Source organism: Ruegeria sp. CH10, assembly GCF_056537125.1.
The window spans coordinates 14895-36045 of record NZ_JBQFQY010000009.1 but is presented as its reverse complement, the minus strand read 5'-3'; the positions used below and the strand labels follow the sequence as shown (position 1 = coordinate 36045).

Here is a 21151-nt window from a genome sequence, read left to right as displayed (position 1 = left end):
GCTAGGCCCTGTGCGACGAAACGCAAGGAGATCCTTCATGTCCAACCCCTCGCTCCTCATCCTGCCCGGAGACGGAATTGGCCCCGAAGTTATGGCCGAAGTGCGCAGAATCATCGACTGGTTCGGCGAAAAGCGTGGCCTTCACTTTGACGTGAGCGAGGATCTGGTCGGCGGTGCCGCCTATGACGCGCATGGCAAGCCCCTGTCGGACGAAACCATGGCCAAGGCGCAAGAGGTCGACGCGGTTCTTCTGGGTGCCGTGGGCGGCCCGAAATACGACGATCTGGATTTCAGCGTAAAGCCCGAGCGCGGCCTGCTGCGCCTGCGCAAGGAAATGGACCTGTTTTCCAACCTGCGCCCGGCGCAGTGTTTTGACGCGCTGGCAGATTTCTCGTCGCTGAAGAAAGACATCGTTGCCGGTCTGGACATCATGATCGTGCGAGAGCTGACCTCGGGCGTGTATTTCGGCGAGCCGCGCGGCATCTTCAACGAAGGCAATGAACGCGTCGGCATCAACACCCAGCGCTATACCGAGTCCGAGATCGAACGCGCCGCGCGCTCGGCCTTTGAACTGGCGATGCGCCGGAACAAGAAACTGTGCTCGATGGAAAAAGCCAATGTCATGGAATCGGGCATTCTGTGGCGTGAGGTCTTGGACCGCGTGGCGCAGGATTACCCCGAGGTTGAGCTGACGCACATGTATGCGGATAACGGCGCGATGCAGCTGGTGCGCGCGCCCAAGCAGTTCGACGTGATCGTGACCGACAACCTGTTCGGGGACATCCTGTCGGATTGTGCGGCAATGCTGACCGGCTCGCTTGGGATGCTGCCCTCGGCGTCGCTGGGTGCCCCCATGGCCAATGGCCGCCCCAAAGCGATGTACGAGCCCGTACATGGCTCGGCCCCCGACATCGCGGGTCAGGGCAAGGCGAACCCGATTGCCTGTATCCTCAGCTTTGCCATGGCGCTCCGCTATAGCTTTGATCAGGGCGAGGAAGCAGGCCGTCTGGAAGCTGCGATCGAAAAGGTGCTGGCCGACGGCGTCCGCACCGCCGATCTGCTGGCTGAAGAGGGGGTTGAGCCGGTCTCGACCACCGAAATGGGCGATGCCATCCTGACCGCACTGGATGATAGCCTGTAAGCAGGCACGCGTAATGAAAGCAAAGGCGGTGCCCGGCGCACCGCCTTTTTTTGTGGCTCAGTTTCCGAAAATGTTTTTCAGCAGGTTGTTGATGGTGTCCTCGAACCCATTGCCCTGCCGACGCCGCTGTTGCCGGGGCTGGGCCGTCTGTACGGGCGGATCAGGGGCCAGCATCGGCAGTGGCGTGGGTGTCATCCCTTCGGTCACGCGAACCATCGTCTCTTTCCAGATTTCCGCAGGCAGGCCACCGCCCGTCACGCCAGACAAGGGCGTGTTGTCGTCATACCCCATCCAGACACCTGTCACGTAATCTGCGGTAAAGCCAATGAACCACGCATCCCTCGCAGCCTGGGTCGTGCCGGTCTTGCCCGCCACCTGCCATCCTGGCAGTTGCGCCCGCGCGCCGGTGCCCTCGGACACCACACGCTCCATCATCCAGGTCAGCTGTTTGGCCGCCTTGTCGTTGATCACCCGCTCACCAATACCGGTGCTGGTCTGGATAACTGGCGTGTTATCCCCCAACAGCTTGAGTTCGGACAACCCAAAGGGTTCAACCGCCGAGCCGCCGTTCAGGATACCGGCATAGGCCCCCGTCATCTCGATCAGCGTGCTTTCGGATGCGCCCAGCGCCAGGGCCGGACCTTCGGCAAGGCTGCTTTCGATCCCGAACTCGCTGGCCACGGTGCGCACGTTGTCCAGCCCTACATACTCGGCCACTTTCACGGCTGGCACGTTCAATGAGTTCTTAAGCGCATCCGCCAGCGTCACACGGCCATAGTATTTCTTGGTATAGTTCTTGGGACACCACTGTCCCGAGCCGGGGATGTCCACGCAATAGGGCTCATCCATGACCGTATCCAGCGGCGAATGACCAAGTTCCAGTGCGGTGGCATAGACGAATGGCTTGAACGAGGACCCGGTCTGGCGCAACGCCTGCGTGGCGCGGTTGAACGCGCCCGAAACCCGCGTCTTGCGCCCGCCAACCATGGCCCGCACAGCCCCGTCCGCCGACATGACGACAATTGCGGCCTGCGCCTTGGAGCCTTCGCGCACCTTTTCCTCAAAAATGTATTTCAGCGCCTCTTCCGCCGATGTCTGCAGCCGTTGATCCAGCGTCGTGCGGATCACCACGTCATCGGTGGTATCGGTGCCAAAATAGCTGGGCAGTTCGGTGATCACCCAATCGGCGAAGTAGCCGCCCGCCCGCGCCGCGGCTGCCTCGGACAGCTGGGCCGGATTGCTGCGCGCACGGCTGGCCTGGGACGCGGTCAGATAGTCCTGCGCCTCCATCAGCCCGATCACCAGCTGCGCCCGGTCCTGCGAGCGTTGCAGGTTGTTTGTCGGCGCATAGCGTGTGGGGGCCACCAGCAGACCGGCCAGCATCGCCGCCTGCGCAGGATTCACCTCGGCCGCCGAGATGCCAAAATAGCGCTGGCTTGCGGCCTCAAACCCGCGCGCACCCGCACCCAGGAACGCACGGTTCAGATAGATGGTCAGGATTTCATCCTTGGAGTATTTCACCTCCATCGCCATCGCATAGACCGCTTCCTTGGCCTTGCGCCACAAGGAGCCCTGACGGCAATCGGATTCGTAGGCAGCCTCGGATTCCCACTCGCTGGGCACATAAGGCACGCCCAGACACAACAGTTTCGCGGTCTGCTGCGTGATGGTGGACCCGCCATGGCCGGATAGCGGCCCACGCCCTTCGCTCAGGTTGATGCGTACGGCGCTGGCGACACCGCGCGGGCTGACGCCGAAATGGCGATAGAATCGCTTATCCTCGGTGGCGACCACTGCGTTTTTCAGATGGGGTGAGACAGTATCAGCGGTGATCACCCCACCGAACTGATCGCCACGCCAGGCAAAAACCTTACCCTCGCGGTCCAACAGCGTGACAGACCCACGCGCCCGACCATCCAGCAATGCATTCACATCCGGAAGCGAGGTGTAGACAACCCCAATCGCCAGAGCCAGCAGCATGGCAGCCACCGCACCCACGCGCCACGTGATGCCCCAGATCAGACGCCAGATCCAGCGGAACATCCGACGGAAAAACCCACCGCCACCACCGGATTTCTTACGTGTTTTCTTGCGCGCTGTCTTGCGCGTCGCTGTCTTGCGCGAAACTGCTTTTTTGCCCGCAGGCTTTGCAGCACGCTTGGTCGCCGTGGGCTTGCGCCTTTTCGACGGGTATCTCTTATCCGCCACCAGCGGAGACTTTCGGCGCCTGGACTCAGTCATGCTCAAACTCTGCCCGGTTATCATTTTGAGGCACCATACCCTGACAGGCGCGTGAAGTAGAGGTCAGAAATGCCGTAAATCACCCTCATCATTGCGATTAAAAAATAAGCAAACAGCCCAATTTGTGCAAAAATTGTGCAACTTGCCGCTAAATTCCCCAATGTTTTGCCCCGGAATCGTTCCGTACAGCGTCTGACCACGCTCTTTTTCTGCAAGTGCAAACAAGCCGGACAGACCGGGAAGCAGAGGGGACCAACGTGAAACTGATCATTGCGACAATCAAGCCGTTCAAGCTCGAGGAGGTGCGCGAGGCACTGACCGATGCGGGCGTCCGCGGCATGATGGTGACCGAAATCAAGGGCTTCGGCTCGCAATCCGGTCACACGGAAATCTATCGTGGCGCCGAGTACGCCGTGAATTTCGTACCCAAGATCAAACTGGAAATCGTGGTTCCTGCCACGATGGCCGACCAGATCATTGAAACCATCACCAACACCGCCAAGACCGGCAAGATCGGCGACGGCAAGATTTTTGTCCTCGATGTCGAGCAGGCGCTGCGCGTGCGGACCGGGGAAACCAACGAGGAAGCGCTGTAAATCGCGCGCCCACTCAACACTATCCGAGGACGAACAATGAACCTTATGAAATCTCTCATCCCTGCCGCCGCGATTGTCGCGCTGCCGCAGATGGGTCTGGCGCAAGAGGCCGCCGTCGAGGGCGAAGCCGCGCTGCACACCCAGTATATCTTTACCACGCTGCTGTTCCTGATGGCGGGCTTCCTGGTCTTCTTCATGGCAGCAGGTTTTGCCATGCTCGAAGGTGGCCTTGTGCGGTCCAAGAACGTGGCCATGCAGATGATCAAGAACGTGGCGCTGTTTTCCTTTGCCGCCATCATGTATTGGCTGATCGGCTTTAACCTGATGTATCCTGGCGACGGCTGGACCATCGCAGGGTGGCTGGGCCCGTTCTTCTCGACCACGCAGCTTGATGCTGTTGGCGTGGCGCCTGCGGATGCGGCGCTGGACTATGCGTCTGTCGGGTCGGACTTCTTCTTCCAGCTGGTGTTCGTTGCGGCAACCGCCTCGATCGTCTCAGGTGCCGTGGCCGAGCGCATCAAGCTGTGGCCCTTCCTGATCTTTGTCATCTTGCTGACCGGTGTGATGTACCCGATCTCGGGCTCGTGGCAGTGGGGCGGCGGCTGGCTGTCTGAGGCCGGTTTCTCGGATTTCGCCGGTTCGACCGTTGTACACTCGGTCGGTGGCTGGGCAGCCTTGGCGGGTGCCATCATCCTTGGCCCCCGTATCGGCAAGTACAAGGACGGCAAAGTTCACCCGATGCCCGGTTCGAACCTGGCGCTGGCAACCCTGGGTACGTTCATCCTGTGGCTGGGTTGGTTCGGCTTCAACGGTGGCTCGCAGCTGGCGATGGGCACCGTGGGTGACGTGTCGGACGTGTCGCGCATCTTTGCCAACACCAACATGGCCGCAGCCTCAGGCGCTGTTGCAGCTCTGATCCTGACGCAGGTTCTGTACAAAAAGCCTGACCTGACCATGGTGCTGAACGGCGCACTGGCCGGTCTGGTCTCGATCACCGCTGAGCCGCTGGCCCCGACCCTGTTCGGTGCGCTGTGGATCGGTGCAGTGGGCGGCATCATCGTGGTCTTCGCGGTTCCGATGCTGGACAAGTTCAAGATCGACGATGTTGTCGGTGCCATCCCGGTTCACCTGTTTGCGGGTATCTGGGGCACCATCGCCGTAATCTTCTACGGTGAGGCATCGCTGGGCACGCAGCTGCTGGGCATCATCGCCTACGGTGTGTTCACCTTTGCCGGCGCTCTGATCCTGTGGGGCATCCTGAAAGCTACCCTTGGCATCCGCGTCAGCGAAGAGGACGAGATCAACGGCCTCGACATGGCGGAACTGGGCATGGAAGCCTACCCCGAGTTCTCGAAGGGCTAAGCCTTGAGTTAACCACTCAAAGGTCGGGCGTTCGCGCCCGGCCTTTTCTTTTGCAAGCAAACAAAAAAGCCGCGCTGGATTGCGCGGCTTTATTCGTTCGTGCGTCGGTCGTCAGACACCGACGTCGACAATCGCCTTAGCCAGAATCGGCACTGTGGTCGCATTCAAACCGGCAATGTTCAGACGGCTGTCGCCCACCATGTAGATGCCGTGGTCGTTGCGCAGTTGCTCGACCAGTTCCGGCGCGGCCCCCAGACGCGAGAACATGCCGCGGTGTTGCGCAACAAATCCAAAGCGATCCGAGCCGGTCAGGCGCTGCAGCTCATCTGCCAGTTGTTGACGCAGACCCAGCATGGACAGGCGGATCTCTTCCAACTCGGCCTGCCAATCGGCGCGCAGGGCGTCATCGGTCAGGATCGTGGTGACCACGCGGGCCCCGTGATCCGGCGGGAAGGAATAGTTCTGGCGGTTCAAAAACGCCAAAGTCGCCTGATTCAGAGCCGTCTGCGCCGCATCGTCACTGATCGCCATCAGCAGGCCAGTGCGCTCGCGATACACGCCGAAATTCTTCGAGCAGGACGCCGCAATCAGGCAGCGTTTAACGGATGAGGCCACCAGACGGGTCGCCTGCGCGTCTTCTTCAAGGCCGTCGCCAAAGCCCTGATAGGCAATGTCGATCATCGCCACGAGGCCAAGCGCGTTGATGATGTTCACGACCTCTTGCCATTGCACCATGTTCAGGTTCGCCCCGGTCGGGTTGTGGCAGCAGCCGTGCAGCAACACGACGTCGCCCGCCTTGGCGGTTTTCAGATCGGCGATCATACCGTCAAAATCAACGCCACGGGTTTCGCCATCGAAATAGCGATACGGGACGGCCTCCATCCCCAGATAGTTCAGGATCGACAGGTGATTGGGCCATGTCGGGTTCGATACGAAGACGCGGGCCTCAGGGTTGGCCATGCGGATCATCTCAAACGCCTGACGGCAGGCACCGGTGCCGCCCGGGGTCGCGACGGCGGCGATATTGCCGCGCGGAACCGCCGTGCCAAGGATCAGATCGATCATCGCATCCGCATAGGCCGGATCACCGGCCAGACCGGTATAGGCCTTGCTCTCCTGCTCTTCCAGAATGCGCTTTTCGGCGGCTTTCACCGCGCGCATGACGGGGGTCACGCCTTCGGCATTCTTGTAGACGCCCACGCCCAGATCGATCTTTTGATCGCGCGGGTCGTCGCGGTACATCTGCATCAGCGCCAGAATCTTGTCGGCGGGCTGCGGTTTGAGGTTCTCGAACATCAGGTCTCTCCGGTTGCGACGGGCAGGGTCGGGAAGGCACCCCATTCAGCCCAGGAGCCGTCATAAAGCGAATGGTCTTTCTTGCCCATGCGTTCCAACGCAAGGCTGAGGATCGCGGCGGTCACGCCCGACCCGCATGAGGTGATGGCGGGTTTCGACAGGTCCACGCCCGCCCCCTCGAACACGGCGCGGCAGTCATCGGGTGACTTCATCGTGGCGTTCTTGTTCAGAAGTTCGGTAAAGGGCACGTTGCGCGACCCCGGAATATGACCCGACCGCAGCCCCTCGCGCGGTTCGGGCGCGGTTCCGGCAAAACGGGCGGCAGCGCGGGCATCGATGATCTCATGATCGGCCAGCTTGGACGCGGCCGAGACCTGCGTGACGTCCCGCACCAGATGGTTCTGAACCCGCACCGTCATGTGGCGGTCGCGGATCACGGGGGGCAAGTCTTCGATCTCACGCCCTTCGGCCTGCCATTTGGGCAAGCCACCGTCCAGAACGGCGATGTTGTCCTGACCCATCAGGCGGAACAACCACCAGACACGCGCCGCAGACATCAGCCCGGCCCCGTCATAGACCACGACCTGGTGGCCATCGCCCACGCCCATCGCCCGCAGGCGCGACATGAATTTCTCAACCGGAGGGGCCATATGCGGCAGGTCCGACCGATGGTCGGAAATCTCGTCAATATCAAAGAACCGCGCGCCCGGAATATGCCCGGCATCGTATTCGGCCTCGGCATCCCGGTTCTGCGCCGGCAGATACCACGAGCCGTCCAGAATCCGCAGATCCGGGTCCTTGAGATGGGCGGCAAGCCATTCGGTTGAAACGAGGGTTTTCGGATCGTCCTGCATCAAAACCTCCCCTGAATACGGTTGGTTTGTCCCTATACGCGCGCGGTTGATGGTTCAAGGCTGGATCAGCCAATCGCGGCCAGCGCATCAAGTTGCGCATAATGGTGCATGTTCAGAAACCTCGCGCCATTTTCGCCCGCACGGTAGCCATGCGGCAGGTCAGCGGCAAAGCGCAGGCCTTGCCCGGCCTGTAATGGCACCCATTCACCATCCCGCAAAATCTCAAGCGCGCCGTTCAGGACAAAGACCTCTTCGGTCACGCCGGTCGCGTGGGCGGCAGATTCGTGGCTTTGGTTCGGTGCGAGATCGACATGAAAAGTCTCGGCCCGCAGGGCAGGATCAAAGGGAAAGACAATCTTGACCTCGATCGAGCCGGGAAAGGTCACCGTGCGAAACACATCCGGGGTGGCCGTATCGCGCAAAGCGTCAGACCCGATCAGTGCGCTGAGCGGCAACTGGAACCCTTTGGCGATCTTCCACAGCGTCGCGATGGTAGGGCTGGATTCGCCGCGTTCGATCTGACCCAGCATGGCTTTGCTGACGCCGGTCATCTCGGCCACTTTGGACAGGCTCAGCCCCGAGGCCGCCCGCACATCCCGTAGTTTCAGCGTAATGTCGTCAGGTGCCATATCGCTCGTCTTTCGAATCCTCTTGTGCGTTATAGCGCACATGTGGTACGTGCGTTATAACGCACATCTCCCGCATATCGCAACCGGGCAAAAGGGAAACAGCATCATGCCAATGTACCGATCCAGAACCTCTACCCATGGCCGCAACATGGCCGGTGCCCGTGGCCTGTGGCGCGCCACCGGCATGACCGAAGGCGATTTCGGCAAGCCGATCATCGCCATCGTCAACTCATTCACCCAATTCGTGCCAGGTCACGTGCACCTGAAAGACCTTGGCCAGATGGTCGCGCGCGAGGTTGAAAAGGCGGGCGGCGTTGCCAAGGAATTCAACACAATCGCCGTGGATGACGGCATCGCCATGGGCCATGACGGGATGCTGTATTCCCTTCCCTCGCGTGAGGTGATCGCGGATTCGGTGGAATATATGGTCAACGCCCATTGCGCCGATGCGATGGTCTGTATCTCGAACTGTGACAAGATCACGCCCGGCATGCTGATGGCCGCCATGCGCCTGAACATCCCGGCGATCTTTGTCTCGGGCGGACCGATGGAGGCAGGCAAGATCGACATCGCCGATCTGGACGCCAAAAAGATCGACCTCGTGGATGCCATGGTCGCAGCCGCCGATGACCGGTTTACCGATGAACAGGTCCAGCATATCGAGGAAAACGCCTGCCCCACCTGCGGGTCGTGCTCGGGCATGTTTACCGCGAACTCGATGAACTGCCTGGCCGAGGCGCTGGGTCTGGCCCTGCCGGGCAATGGCTCTACGCTGGCCACGCACTCAGATCGCAAAGAGCTGTTCCTTGAGGCCGGTCGCCGGATCGTCGAGATCACCAAACGGCATTATGATCTGGACGAAAAGGGCTTCCTTCCCCGCGAAATCGCTACGTTTGATGCGTTCGAGAACGCGATGTCGCTGGACATCGCCATGGGTGGCTCCACCAATACCGTGCTGCACCTGCTGGCCATCGCGCATGAGGGGGGCGTCGATTTCGACATGTCCGACATGGACCGCCTCAGCCGCAAGGTGCCCTGTCTCTGCAAGGTCGCACCCAACACCGAGAACGTGCATATGGAGGACGTCCACCGCGCCGGGGGCATCTTCTCGATCCTCGGCGAACTCAGCCGCGCGGGGCTGTTCCACGAACACTGCAACACGGTCCATTCCGGCACCATGGGCGAGGCGATTGCCAACTGGGACATCAAGGTCGCCAACAACCCCAAGGCGCAGGACCTGTTCAAAGCCGCCCCCGGTGGCGTGCGCACCACGCAGGCGTTCAGCCAGTCGAACCGCTATAAAGAACTGGACACCGACCGCGAAGGCGGCGTGATCCGGTCCAAGGAACACGCGTTCAGTCAGGATGGCGGTCTGGCGGTTCTGTTCGGCAACATCGCGCGCGACGGCTGTATCGTGAAAACCGCCGGTGTGGACCCGGCCAGCCTGACCTTTACCGGCTCAGCCTATGTCTGCGAAAGCCAGGATCAGGCGGTGAACGACATCCTGACCGGCAAGGTAAAAGAGGGCGACGTGGTGGTCATCCGCTACGAAGGCCCGCGCGGCGGGCCGGGCATGCAGGAAATGCTCTACCCGACCTCCTACCTGAAATCCAAAGGTCTGGGCAAAGCTTGCGCCCTGCTCACCGATGGTCGTTTCTCGGGCGGCACGTCGGGCCTGTCGATCGGCCATGTCTCACCCGAAGCCGCCGAGGGCGGTGTCATCGGTCTTGTGCATCAGGGGGACAAGATTGAGATCGATATCCCCAACCGCTCGATCCATCTGGCGGTGTCTGATGAAGAGCTGGCGTCGCGGCGGACCGAACAGGATGAAAAGGGCTGGCAACCAGCAGCACCGCGCAAGCGCAAAGTATCTACGGCGCTGAAGGCCTATGCCAAACTCACTACCAGCGCGGCCAAAGGGGCTGTGCGTCAGGTCTGATCTTGGTGGGAACGTTAAGCAAAAGGCCCCGCTGTCTTGCACAGCGGGGCCTTTTTCATTTGGATAACGCAACAGGGGGGCACAGAGGCAGATGACAATCTGGCGACCACGTCAAGGCATTCAGGTCAAAGCAATCGGTTTGCTTTGGAAGGGATCGCGCCTGTTGGCCGCTGATGTCCATGACGACAGTGGCGCAGTCAAGGGCGTACGCCCACTGGGCGGTTCCGTCGAGTTTGGAGAGACGTGGCAAACGGCTTTGCAGCGCGAGTTTGTTGAGGAACTTGGCGTGCGAATTGAAATCGCCGGGAGCCCTATCGTTATGGAAAACATCTATCACCACGAAGGTGAGGTCGGCCACGAGATCATCTTTGCCGCCAACGTAGCTCTGGCAAACCCGTCCTCTCTACCGGATGCTGACATCACCTTTACCGAGGACAATGGCACCCTTTGCACGGCGCGCTGGCATCACCCAGAAAATCTGGGTAGGGCAACTGGCCCTGACCTCTACCCAATCGGCCTGAAAAAACATCTCGGCACAATCTGATTCTATCCAAAAGGCTCCCGCGCCCGATCCGCACCATCGGCTTCGCCGATGCCACGTTCGGTCTTGGGCCCGGCGCCGCGCAGAGCGCGGCGCCGGGCCCAACCAGAAGAGATGTCTTGTCAGAGACATTGACGATGGGCGGGAGATCCCTGCCTTGATCAGTCGCCGAGCTTGGCGTGAACCTCATCCAGATCAATTTCGCCGATTGGCATTTTGTTCGCCGGATTTTCGAAATCGTATTTGAACAGTTCAAAATCCTGTTTGTAGATCTCGTACACAAGATGCATCGACAGATCATCGAAGTAGTCTTCAACCGGATGCGCACGCTTGGGGCCGTGCCCTTCGGATTCATTGAACCGCGGGATATCGGACAAGGTCACCGCATGCGGTACGTCGAGATGATCCAACACGCCTTGCATCCCGTCATTGAACTTCTCGGTCCAGAATATCCGGTCATACCGCCCGCCATTCACGATAAAAGTCGAGACATGGCCCGACATGGCGGACCAATGGATGTCTGGATCCATCGGCCTGCGCCAGCGGATCGTGTCGCGCGCAAACAAAAGAAACCGACGAAAGCTGGCGATCTGGTCGAACTCCCCCTTGCCGTCATCGCCACCGACCTCGATGCCGTAATTGTAGATCAGCGTCGGCACCAGGTTACCGCGATAGCGTTTTCCGTTCCGCTGAATACCGCAGATCTTGTCAAAGAATGAACTCAGAATCCGCGTATAGGGATTGCGCACGCAGGTGAAGGAATAGGACGCATGGTTTCGGATATTCTCTGAAATCGGGCCCTGGCTACGGTCAAACGCCCATTTATGCATCCCGCCTTTTGCATCGTGGATGTCACCGTCGAAAAACTGACCATGATCCGAGTAATACATGATCTGACCAATGGTCGAGCAGGCACATTTCGGCACGACCCGGTATACCATGCTTTCGCTTTCGGTCATCCATGTGCCGGGAAAACCCATATGAAACGCCTCCTTAGCAGGTCAATACACACTCAACACGCCTGCCTTTGTAGCCAAAGAACCAAAAATATTCTGTTTATTCAATCGCTCATCCTCAGTATCACGGTCGACACAGGCAGAAACAGGTGAAGCAGACATAAAATGGCCAGGATTGCCTACATTCTTCTATGCCACAAAGACCCCGAGGCCATCATCGAACAGGCCACACAGCTAACAGCTGCGGGGGATTGCATGGCGATCCACTTTGACGCCCGCGCCAGCGCCGCCGCTTACGCGCGCATTCAAAGCGCGCTGAAGGACAACCCGAATGTCGCTTTTGCGGCCAGGCGCATCAAATGCGGCTGGGGGGAATGGTCTTTGGTTCAGGCAACTCTGAATGCCTTGCAGGCCGCCGTCGATGCCTTTCCCCGCGCCACCCATTTCTACATGCTTTCGGGCGATTGCATGGCGATCAAAACCGCCGAATACGCCCACGGGTTTCTGGACGAAAACGACAAGGATTTTGTCGAAAGCCACGACTTTTTTGCCAGCAACTGGATTAAGACCGGCATGAAAGAAGACCGGCTGATCTATCGCCATTTCTTCAATGAACGCACCCAGAGCAAACGGTTCTACACATCGTACGATCTGCAGAAACGCTTTGGTCTGACGCGTGAGGTGCCCAAGGACATTCAGGTGATGATCGGCAGCCAGTGGTGGTGCCTGCGCCGCCGCACGGTTGAGATGATCCTGGATTTCCTGAAACAGCGCCCGGATGTGATCCGGTTTTTCTCGACCACATGGATCCCGGATGAGACGTTCTTTCAAACCCTCGTCCGCCACCTGATCCCGAAAGAGGAAATCGAGAACCGCACCCTCACCTTCCTGATGTTCTCGGATTACGGGATGCCGGTCACCTTCTACAATGACCATTACGACATGCTGCTGGGTCAGGATTACCTGTTCGCCCGCAAGATCAGCCCCGAAGCGCATGAGCTGAAAGAGCGGCTGGGCAAGCTTTATGCCAGCGAAGGGGTCGCGTTTCAGATTTCGGGTGAGGGCCGGAACCTGTTCAGCTTTCTCACCGGGCGCGGACGTGTTGGCCGCCGTCACGGCCAAAGGTTCTGGGAGGCCGGGAATACCCTGGGCCCCGAGCGAGAGGTTTTTCTGATCGCCTGCAAGAAATGGCATGTGGCCAAACGGCTGGTCGATCAGATCATGTCTGAAACAGACATTCCCTGCGTTGAATACCTGTTCAACGAAGAGGCCACTCCCCTACCCGATCTGGGTGGCATTGAGACCACCCTGACCAAACGATCCCGCCACCGCCGCGCCGTTGTACGGATGCTGTTTGAGCATTTTGAAACCGACAAGCTGGCGATCTGCGTGGACCCGGCCAATCTTGATATCATTCAGGATTTCTGCGCCGATCAGGCCAAGACCCATGTGCTTGAGATCGAGTGTGAGTATTCCGACGACTATCTGATCGGCCACGCCCGGCGCGTGGGTCTGGCGGGTGAAAACAGCCCCGCAGACAGCGTCGCCCGTCTGGTGCCGACCCTGCTCAATGCGATGGTCTATGAATCCGAGATGATCCGGGGGGCGGGGATAGACGGGTATTTGCGTATCCGCGAAGCCAACCCTCGGCCCGAAAATGAGGCCGCCGTTGCAAAATTCCTGGGGGTTTCACAAGACAAGGCCCAGGCCATAATGCAGCTGGATTACCTGTTTGCGGATTGACCCGGCGATGGTGTTGCGCACCGCCGGGCCCTTGGATCAGATGTCGAACTTGACGCCTTGCGCCAGCGGCAATTCAGCCGAGTAGTTCACGGTGTTGGTCTGCCGCCGCATATACGCCTTCCACGCGTCAGATCCGCTTTCACGCCCGCCGCCGGTTTCCTTTTCACCGCCGAATGCGCCACCGATCTCGGCCCCCGAAGGCCCGATATTGACGTTGGCGATGCCGCAATCAGATCCGGCTGCGGTCAGGAATTGCTCGGCCTCGCGCATGTTCAGGGTGAAAACGCAAGACGAAAGGCCCTGCGGCACGTCATTTTGCATCTCGATGGCGTCGTCGAAATTTTCATAGCCCATGACATAGAGGATCGGCGCGAAGGTCTCGGTTTTCACCGTCTTGGTTTGGCCGGGCATCTCGACAATGGCGGGCTGCATGTAGACGCCGCCCGGGACACCTTCGGTCACGCGCGCGCCGCCGAATACGGTGCCACCTTCGGCCTCGGCGGACTTGAGCGCGGCGGTCATGGCCGCGCCGGAGGCCTCATCGACCAGCGGGCCGATCAGTGTGCCGTCAGACAGTGGGTTGCCGATGGGCAGACCGGCATAGGCTTTCTTGAGGCGGCCGACCAACTCCTCACGGATCGAGTTATGCACGATCAGACGGCGCAGTGTGGTGCAGCGCTGACCGGCAGTCCCAACGGCCGAGAACACAATCGCCCGAACCGCCATTTCCAGATCGGCTGAGGGGCCAACGATCATCGCGTTATTGCCGCCCAGTTCCAGAATGCACTTGCCAAACCGCTGCGCCACCACAGGGGCCACCGCGCGGCCCATACGAGTGGAGCCGGTGGCCGAAATCACCGGCACATCCTCGCTGGCCACCAGTGCCTCACCCAGAGCGGCACCGCCGATCAGGGTTTGCAGCAGATGGTCGGGCGCATCGCCGAACCGGGCCAACGCGCGTTCGAAAATCTTCTGGCAGGCCATCGCGGTCAACGGCGTCTTTTCAGACGGTTTCCAGATCACCGTATCGCCGCAAACCAGCGCAATCGCCGCGTTCCACGACCAGACCGCAACAGGGAAGTTGAAGGCCGAGATCACACCGACCGGGCCCGCCGGGTGCCATGTCTCCATCATCCGGTGGCCGGGGCGCTCGGATGCGATGGTCAGGCCGTACAACTGCCGTGACAGACCCACGGCAAAGTCGCAGATGTCGATCATCTCTTGCACTTCGCCCAGACCTTCGGATGTGATCTTGCCGGCCTCCCAACTGACCAGCGCGCCCAGATCGTCCTTGGCAGCGCGCAATTCCTCACCCAGCAGGCGGATCAGCTCACCCCGGCGCGGGGCGGGCACGGTGCGCCACGCCTTGAACGCGGTTTTGGCGTTGGCAAAGATGGTGTCCATGTTGCCAGCAGGCGTTTCATGCACCTCGGCCAGCAGGCTGCCGTCGATGGGGGATCGCACGGCCAGCGAGCCACCGGTCAGGTCCTCAGCCGTCAGGTCCAGATTGGCAAGGGTGGTTTGCGCAGTCATCACGATGTCTTTCATGTCTTAAGCCGCCTTGTTTTGTTCGGTTACGTCGCCAGCGCGATAGAGCCGGCCAAATTCAGTGTTGAGGAAATCGGACAGCGTCACCTGTTCTTGCCGGACAAATCCCTTGCCGGGCAAAGCGCCTGTGCGCATCAGGTCAACCACGCCCAGAACGCCTGCGGCGGTGGTGACCTGAATGGCGCTCCAGACCTGTCCGTTGAGGGTGCGGGCAAAGCTTTTGTTGATCAGCGATTTCTCACGCAGGGCCCCGTCGATCATGCCCTTGGCGGTGCAATACACCAGCACCACATCCTGATCAGTGCGTGGCAGCGCGGTTTCAAAGATGTCTTTGAGCAGATCGCGGCGATGTTCCAACCCCAGATCCTTGAGCAGCAGCTTCAGTATTTCGCAATGGCCGGGATACCGAATCGAGCGATAAGAGACTGCCCGCGCCTTGCCTTCCAGCGTTTCGGGCAACGTGCCCAATCCGCCTGAGGTGTTGAAGCATTCATACTCTACCCCGTCATGTCCCAGCACCTCATAGTCTTCCAGCGGGGCTGTCTTCACGCGTTCACCATTCACGATGGCATCGCAGGGATTGCAGTATTCGTTGATCAGCCCGTCGGTGGACCAGGTCAGGTTGTATTTCAGCGCGTTTGTCGGGAAAAGAGGCAGCGCCCCAACCCGCATATGCAGGCTGTCCAGCTCGTCAAATTCCGCCGCCAGCGCAGCACCGGCAATGCCAACGAAACCCGGTGCCAAACCACATTGCGGCATGAACGCAGATTGGCTGTCCTTGGCCAGTTCGCGCACGGCATTGGTGGCAGCGACATCCTCGGTCAGATCAAAGTAATGCGCGCCTGCGGTCTTGGCTGCCTTGGCGATCTTCGGCGTCAGGAAAAACGGGGCCGCCGAGATCACCGCATCAAACCCGGCCAGACCTTGCGCCAGCTGCGCCTCATCCGACACATCAATCTGCCGGGTCGCGATGCCCAACTGATTGAGCACCGACAAAGCGGCCAGATCGCGGTCGGCCACGGTGACCGAGTAATTGGATGACGATTGCAGCAGACTGGTGATCATCTGACCGATCTTGCCTGCGCCTATGACACAAATATTCCAGCTCAAAACGCGCCTCCTCTTTCGTTTTGTGAAAGTATGAGGCGCAGATTGTTCAATCCGCAGAGGGTATCTTGCCGAAAACGCCGAAAGCTACGTCATTATATCGGATTTTTCGTCAAAACGATCAATCAGGCGATCTGCGCCATGCGAGATGCGACCGCTGCGGCCGGCGGGGCCGCGCTGACGACGTTCATCTGCACCAGCGCCTCTTTCGCCGCTTCGACCACCGCGCGCATCACGTCGGCATCCATCCGTCCGATACAGCCGACCCGGAAGCTTTCGACCTCGGTCAGTTTGCCGGGATAGATGATAAAGCCCTGATCTTTCATCAGATCATAGAACCGGCCGAAATCAAAATTCGGATCCGCCGGACAGAAAAAAGTGACGATGATTGGCGACAACCACTCATCCGACAGCAGGGTTTCAAACCCCAGATTACGCATCCCCGACACCATGACATCACGGTTGCGCTGGTACCGCGCACCACGCCCGGCCACGCCACCTTCGGCGGCATGTTCGGTCAACGCCTGCAGGAAAGCCGCAACCACATGGGTCGGCGGGGTAAAGCGCCATTGGCCGGTTTTCTCCATCGCGTCCCATTGCGCATGCAGATCCAGGCTCAGCGAGGGGCAATTGCCTTTCGCCTCGGCCAGCGCCGATTTGCGGGCCAGAACAAAGCCAAAGCCCGGCACGCCTTCGATGCATTTATTGGCCGAGGAAACCAGCGCCTCGAAAATGTACTCGCCCGGTTGCAGCGAAATCGCACCAAAAGCGGACATGCTGTCGATCAACAGCTTGCGACCGGCAGCCGCCGTGGCCTCGGAAATCTCGGCCAGCGGGTTCAGGATGCCCGAGCTCGTCTCGCAGTGAATGGCAACAACATGGGTGATTGCCGGGTCATCGGCCAGAATCTGCACCACCTCGGCCCCGCGGGGCGGCAGGTAATCGCCCTTGTCCAACACAACATGCGCCCGCCCGGAGTAAGCCAGAGTCTGTGCTGCGCGTTTGCCATAGGCCCCGTTGGCCAGAACCAGCGCTTTACCGTCGGGTGGGATCATCGATGTCAGCATCGCCTCAACCGCGAAACTGCCCGAACCCTGCATGGGCACGCAGTCATACGCGTCTTTGCCATCGCCCAGCAAATCCAACAGACGGGCCCGCAATTCGGCTGTCATAGCCCGAAAATCGCCATCCCAACTGCCCCAATCGCGCAGCATCGCCTGTTTTACAGTATAAGAGGTGGTCAACGGCCCCGGTGTCAGCAGATAGGGCTCACCAAGTTCGGGGCGGGGAAAGGAAGACATGATCTGAAGCCTTGTTCCTGAAAGGGCACATCCAAGGACTATTGATCGAACTCCATCTTATCTATGCCTTATAGCTTTTTTCTATGATGCGGGTCCTGTCAGAAATCCGACATAAACGCCGGTGCCACACGGCACGGCAAACCTGTAATGGCCTGCCGCACCGCTCAAATTCTCTTAGTTAGGCACTGATATTGCACCGGGCGGGCCCTACGCTTCGGGATTTAGACCCTCGGTCGAGAGGTCATCCAGCCGTGGCATCAACCGCAGCAATTCGCTGGCGTATTCGGTCTGCGGATTGGCGAACAGGTCGTTGGTTTCCTGCAACTCGACCACTTTGCCCTGTTTCATCACCGCCACCCGGTCGCACATCTGACGCACCACCGGCAGGTCATGGCTGATGAACAGTAGGGTCAGGCCCAGATGTTCCTGCAAATCCTTTAGGATGTTCAGGATTTGAGCCTGAATGGACACGTCCAGCGCACTGGTGGGTTCGTCACAGATCAGAAAACGCGGCTGCGTCGCCAGGGCGCGCGCGATGGAAATCCGCTGACGCTGACCGCCCGAGAACTCATGCGGGTATTTCAGCCCGGCCTCGGACCCCAGGCCCACCTGATCCAGCAGCTCATCCACGCGGCGTTTGATGTCAGCCCCCTCCATCAGCTTGTGATGGCGGATCGGTTCGGCCACGATGTCATCGACCCGCATACGCGGGTTCAGCGAGGAATAGGGATCCTGAAAGATCATCTGGATGTTCTTGCGATAGGCATCCAGCGCGGCGCGGTTGGTCAGGTCGCTGACTGTCTGCCCCTCGAAAGTGATGGTGCCGCCATCAACTGGGTACAGCCCCGCAATCATCCGCGCCACCGTGGACTTGCCCGAGCCGGATTCGCCTACAACGCCAAACACCTCACCCGCGCGGATGTCAAAGCTGACATCGTCCACAGCAGTGAAATAGGTGCGGTCCCAGGGCAGCAGGCCCTTCTTTTGCAGGAACTTCTTGGTCAGGTTGCGTATCTCGAACACCGGTTTGGTGGTGTCATTGTCAACCTTGGGCCAATGGCGCGCCATGTCTTCGATGGCAAACCGGGTCTCACGCCCGCCATAGCTGATCTGCGGAAAGCGGTGCAGTTTCAACGTCGGGCGCGGCACGGCGGCGATCAGGGATTTGGTGTATTCGTGGCTGGGCTGGCCCATGACCTGAGAGGTCGGGCCGCTCTCAACGACCTTACCCGCATACATCACCGTCACCTTGTCCGTGGTGTCGGCAATCACGCCCATGTCGTGGGTGATCAGAATGACGCCCACCTGACGTTCGGTCGCCAGTTCCTTGATCAGGTCCAGAATCTGCGCCTGAACCGACACGTCCAGCGCCGTGGTCGGTTCATCCGCGATGATCACATCCGGCTCGGTGCACAATGCCAGGGCAATCACCACGCGCTGCCGCATCCCGCCCGAAAACTGGTGCGGGTACTGATCCAGCCGCGTGTCGGGGTCGGGAATACCGACCCGGTCGATCAGATCGCGGGCGCGTTTTTTGGCCTCGGCGTCCGAGCCGCCCAGATGGGCCTGAATCGTCTCAACCAGTTGCTCGCGCACAGTAAACAGCGGGTTGAGCGAGGTCAGCGGGTCCTGAAAGATCATCGAGATCTTTTTGCCGCGCAGCCCACGCATCGCATCCGCATCCAGACCGCTGATCTGATCACCGCTGAGTTTGATGGTACCGCTGGCAATACGGCCGGGGCGGTCCAAAAGGCCCATGATGGCAGCACCGATGGTGGATTTACCGGCGCCGGATTCGCCCACCAGACCGTGGATTTCGCCCGGCTCCACCGACAGGTCCACATGGTCCACGGCAGTGAACAATTGGCGGCGGGTCGGGAATTCGACCGTCAGGTCATTGATCGTCAGAAGGCTCATGAAATCACCGCAGCTTGGGGTTCAGCGCGTCGCGCAGCCAGTCGCCCAGCAGGTTCACAGACAAGGCCAGCGCCAGAAGGGTGCAGGCCGGGAAGAACAAGATCCACCACTCACCCGAGAACAGGAACCCCTGCCCGATACGGATCAGCGTGCCCAGCGACGGCTGGGTCGGGGGCGCGCCCACGCCAAGGAAGCTCAGCGTTGCCTCGGCAATGATCGCCAGCGCCAGCGAAATGGTGGCGATCACCAGAACCGGGCTGAGGACATTGGGCAGGATATGGCGGAACATGATCGGGAACGATCCGCGACCGATCAAGCGCGCAGCCTGAACGTATTCCTTGTTCTTTTCTACCAGTGCCGCACCCCGCACGACGCGGGCAAATTGCACCCAGTCCGACAGGGCAATCGCGACGATCAGCACATAGATCGCCATCGCGTTGCGGTATTCCGGCGGGGTCACGCCCTTGGCGATGCCAAAGATCAGCATGGCGACCAGAATGGCCGGAAAGGTCAGCTGCACATCGGCAACCCGCATGATCAAAGTCTCGATCCAGCCGCCGTAATAGGCCGCCATCAGCCCAAGGATCACGCCGATGATCATTGCCAGCACCACGGCCGAGACCCCGACGAAAAGCGAAACCCGCAGCCCGTACAGGATGGTCGAGAACACATCGCGGCCCTGATCATCGGTGCCAAGAAAGAAGGTTTCCTGCGTGAACGCGTTGGGCGTGCCGGGTGGCGTGAAGCCGTTCATCAGGTTCAGCGAGGCCGGATCGAACGGGTTATACGGCGCGATCAGCGGCGCAAAGATCGCCGACAGCACCAGTACAACCACCACCAGCGAGGCAACAATCGCCACCGGTGAATGCCGGAAGGACCAGGCAAAATCGCTGTCCCAGAACTTGGCAAACCGCGTCTTTTCGGGGGTTTTGGGGGTATCCAGGATATCGGTCATGTGGCCCTCGCGTCGACACGCAGGCGCGGGTCAATGGCATAATATAGAAGATCGACAATCAGGTTGATCGTCACGAACATGACCGAAATCAGCATCAGATAAGCGGCCATGACGGGAATATCGACAAACTGGATCGCGTTGATGAACAGCAGGCCGACGCCCGGCCACTGGAATACTGTCTCGGTGATGATGGCAAAGGCAATGATCGAGCCCAGTTGCAGACCCGTGATCGTGATCACCGGCACCAGCGTGTTCTTCAGTGCATGGCGGAAATTGATCACCCGGTCCGACAACCCGCGCGCACGGGCAAAGCGGACATAGTCGGCGCGCATCACCTCAAGCATTTCGGAGCGGACCAGTCGCATGATCAGCGTCATCTGATAAAGGCCCAGCGTGATCGCAGGCAGGATCAGCGCCTTCAGCCCCGAGGCCGTCAGAAAACCGGTGGACCAATTGCCAATCATAACGGTCTCGCCCCTCCCAAAGCTGGGGAGGAGGTCCAGTTCGACCGAGAATATGTATATAAGCAATATCCCGATCAAAAACGTGGGCAGGGACACCCCGATCAAAGATACCGTCATGATGACATTCGCGGCGATCCCTTGTCGTCGGATGGCGGTGAACACGCCCAGCGCAATCCCCATGGTGATCGCCAGAAAGCCCGAGACAAAGGCCAGTTCCAGCGTCGCGGGCGCGCGCTCCAGCAGGATGGTCGACACCGGGCGGCCCTGACGGTACGAGACGCCAAAATTGCCCTGAACGGCCCCTTGCAGGAACTTGAAATACTGGACAGGGAAGGGTTTATCCAACCCCAGCTCGCCCCTCAGCCGGTCAATATCGGCCTGGGTACGCTCTTGCCCCAGCATATTGTCGATTGGATCGCCGACAAAGCGGAACATGGAAAAGGCCACAAGCCCCACGACCAGCAGCACGATCACGGATTGGAACATCCTTCGGATGATATAAGCGAACATTCGTTTCCCTCGTTGATCGGTGTCTCTAGGCCGTCTTTCAGCGAATGGTCA

At 59.8% G+C, this 21151-nt stretch carries 17 protein-coding genes; 6 read left to right on the top strand and 11 right to left on the bottom strand.

The window, feature by feature from the left end:
• Positions 1-37: 37 nt before the first annotated feature.
• Complete coding sequence (leuB, locus tag ACRZ94_RS19730) at positions 38-1141, top strand: 3-isopropylmalate dehydrogenase (protein WP_480798139.1); 1104 nt, start codon at positions 38-40, stop codon at positions 1139-1141.
• 57 nt (positions 1142-1198) lie between these two features.
• On the opposite strand, the gene ACRZ94_RS19725 is transcribed toward leuB, so the two are convergent.
• Positions 1199-3382 (bottom strand): transglycosylase domain-containing protein, encoded by a 2184-nt coding sequence (locus ACRZ94_RS19725; RefSeq protein ID WP_480656619.1) that lies wholly within the window; start codon positions 3380-3382, stop codon positions 1199-1201.
• A 257-nt stretch (positions 3383-3639) separates the two neighbouring features.
• Here ACRZ94_RS19725 and ACRZ94_RS19720 point away from each other — a divergent pair, with 257 nt between their 5' ends.
• A complete protein-coding gene (locus ACRZ94_RS19720) occupies positions 3640-3978 on the top strand; it encodes a P-II family nitrogen regulator (protein ID WP_480798138.1) in 339 nt (112 codons plus the stop codon).
• 36 nt (positions 3979-4014) lie between these two features.
• Positions 4015-5340, top strand: coding sequence for an ammonium transporter (locus ACRZ94_RS19715; RefSeq protein ID WP_480798137.1), 1326 nt, complete (start codon positions 4015-4017; stop codon positions 5338-5340).
• 111 nt (positions 5341-5451) lie between these two features.
• Here the strand turns inward: ACRZ94_RS19715 and ACRZ94_RS19710 are convergent, their stop codons facing one another.
• The 3 genes from ACRZ94_RS19710 to ACRZ94_RS19700 form a co-directional block, all read right to left on the bottom strand.
• Positions 5452-6636 (bottom strand): amino acid aminotransferase, encoded by a 1185-nt coding sequence (locus tag ACRZ94_RS19710; protein ID WP_480656625.1) that lies wholly within the window; start codon positions 6634-6636, stop codon positions 5452-5454.
• Positions 6636-7490, bottom strand: coding sequence for a 3-mercaptopyruvate sulfurtransferase (gene sseA / locus ACRZ94_RS19705; RefSeq protein ID WP_480798136.1), 855 nt, complete (start codon positions 7488-7490; stop codon positions 6636-6638). Before sseA ends, ACRZ94_RS19710 begins: the two co-directional genes overlap by 1 nt.
• Positions 7491-7555: 65 nt before the next feature.
• Entirely contained in the window at positions 7556-8119 is a 564-nt protein-coding gene (locus tag ACRZ94_RS19700; protein ID WP_480656629.1) for a helix-turn-helix domain-containing protein, read from the bottom strand.
• Positions 8120-8225: 106 nt separating this feature from the next.
• Here ACRZ94_RS19700 and ilvD point away from each other — a divergent pair, with 106 nt between their 5' ends.
• Positions 8226-10058 carry a dihydroxy-acid dehydratase gene (gene ilvD / locus ACRZ94_RS19695; protein ID WP_480798135.1) on the top strand — a complete coding sequence of 611 codons (1833 nt, stop codon included), beginning with the start codon at positions 8226-8228 and terminating at the stop codon, positions 10056-10058.
• 91 nt (positions 10059-10149) lie between these two features.
• Entirely contained in the window at positions 10150-10602 is a 453-nt protein-coding gene (locus ACRZ94_RS19690) for an NUDIX hydrolase (protein WP_480656633.1), read from the top strand.
• Between the two features lie 158 nt (positions 10603-10760).
• On the opposite strand, the gene ACRZ94_RS19685 is transcribed toward ACRZ94_RS19690, so the two are convergent.
• The gene (locus ACRZ94_RS19685) at positions 10761-11579 is read right to left on the bottom strand and encodes a sulfotransferase family protein (protein ID WP_480656635.1); all 819 of its coding nucleotides are present in this window, start codon (positions 11577-11579) and stop codon (positions 10761-10763) included.
• Positions 11580-11720: 141 nt separating this feature from the next.
• On the opposite strand from ACRZ94_RS19685, the gene ACRZ94_RS19680 reads away from it, so the two are divergent.
• Positions 11721-13298: a DUF5928 domain-containing protein gene (locus ACRZ94_RS19680; RefSeq protein ID WP_480656637.1), complete on the top strand. Its 1578-nt coding sequence runs from the start codon at positions 11721-11723 to the stop codon at positions 13296-13298.
• A gap of 36 nt (positions 13299-13334) precedes the next feature.
• On the opposite strand, the gene amaB is transcribed toward ACRZ94_RS19680, so the two are convergent.
• The 6 genes from amaB to ACRZ94_RS19650 all read right to left on the bottom strand — a co-directional run bounded on the left by amaB (position 13335) and on the right by ACRZ94_RS19650 (position 21100).
• A complete protein-coding gene (gene amaB / locus ACRZ94_RS19675) occupies positions 13335-14846 on the bottom strand; it encodes an L-piperidine-6-carboxylate dehydrogenase (RefSeq protein ID WP_480656639.1) in 1512 nt (503 codons plus the stop codon).
• Positions 14847-14849: 3 nt separating this feature from the next.
• Positions 14850-15956 carry a saccharopine dehydrogenase family protein gene (locus ACRZ94_RS19670; protein WP_480798134.1) on the bottom strand — a complete coding sequence of 369 codons (1107 nt, stop codon included), beginning with the start codon at positions 15954-15956 and terminating at the stop codon, positions 14850-14852.
• A gap of 122 nt (positions 15957-16078) precedes the next feature.
• Positions 16079-17254 carry a 2-aminoethylphosphonate--pyruvate transaminase gene (locus ACRZ94_RS19665; protein ID WP_480798133.1) on the bottom strand — a complete coding sequence of 392 codons (1176 nt, stop codon included), beginning with the start codon at positions 17252-17254 and terminating at the stop codon, positions 16079-16081.
• Between the two features lie 207 nt (positions 17255-17461).
• Positions 17462-19171, bottom strand: a complete 1710-nt coding sequence (locus tag ACRZ94_RS19660) for an ABC transporter ATP-binding protein (protein WP_480656645.1) — start codon at positions 19169-19171, stop codon at positions 17462-17464.
• 4 nt (positions 19172-19175) lie between these two features.
• Complete coding sequence (locus ACRZ94_RS19655; protein WP_480656647.1) at positions 19176-20126, bottom strand: ABC transporter permease; 951 nt, start codon at positions 20124-20126, stop codon at positions 19176-19178.
• A complete protein-coding gene (locus ACRZ94_RS19650; RefSeq protein ID WP_480798132.1) occupies positions 20123-21100 on the bottom strand; it encodes an ABC transporter permease in 978 nt (325 codons plus the stop codon). The genes ACRZ94_RS19655 and ACRZ94_RS19650 overlap by 4 nt, the downstream gene beginning before the upstream one ends.
• Between the last annotated feature and the right edge of the window lie 51 nt (positions 21101-21151).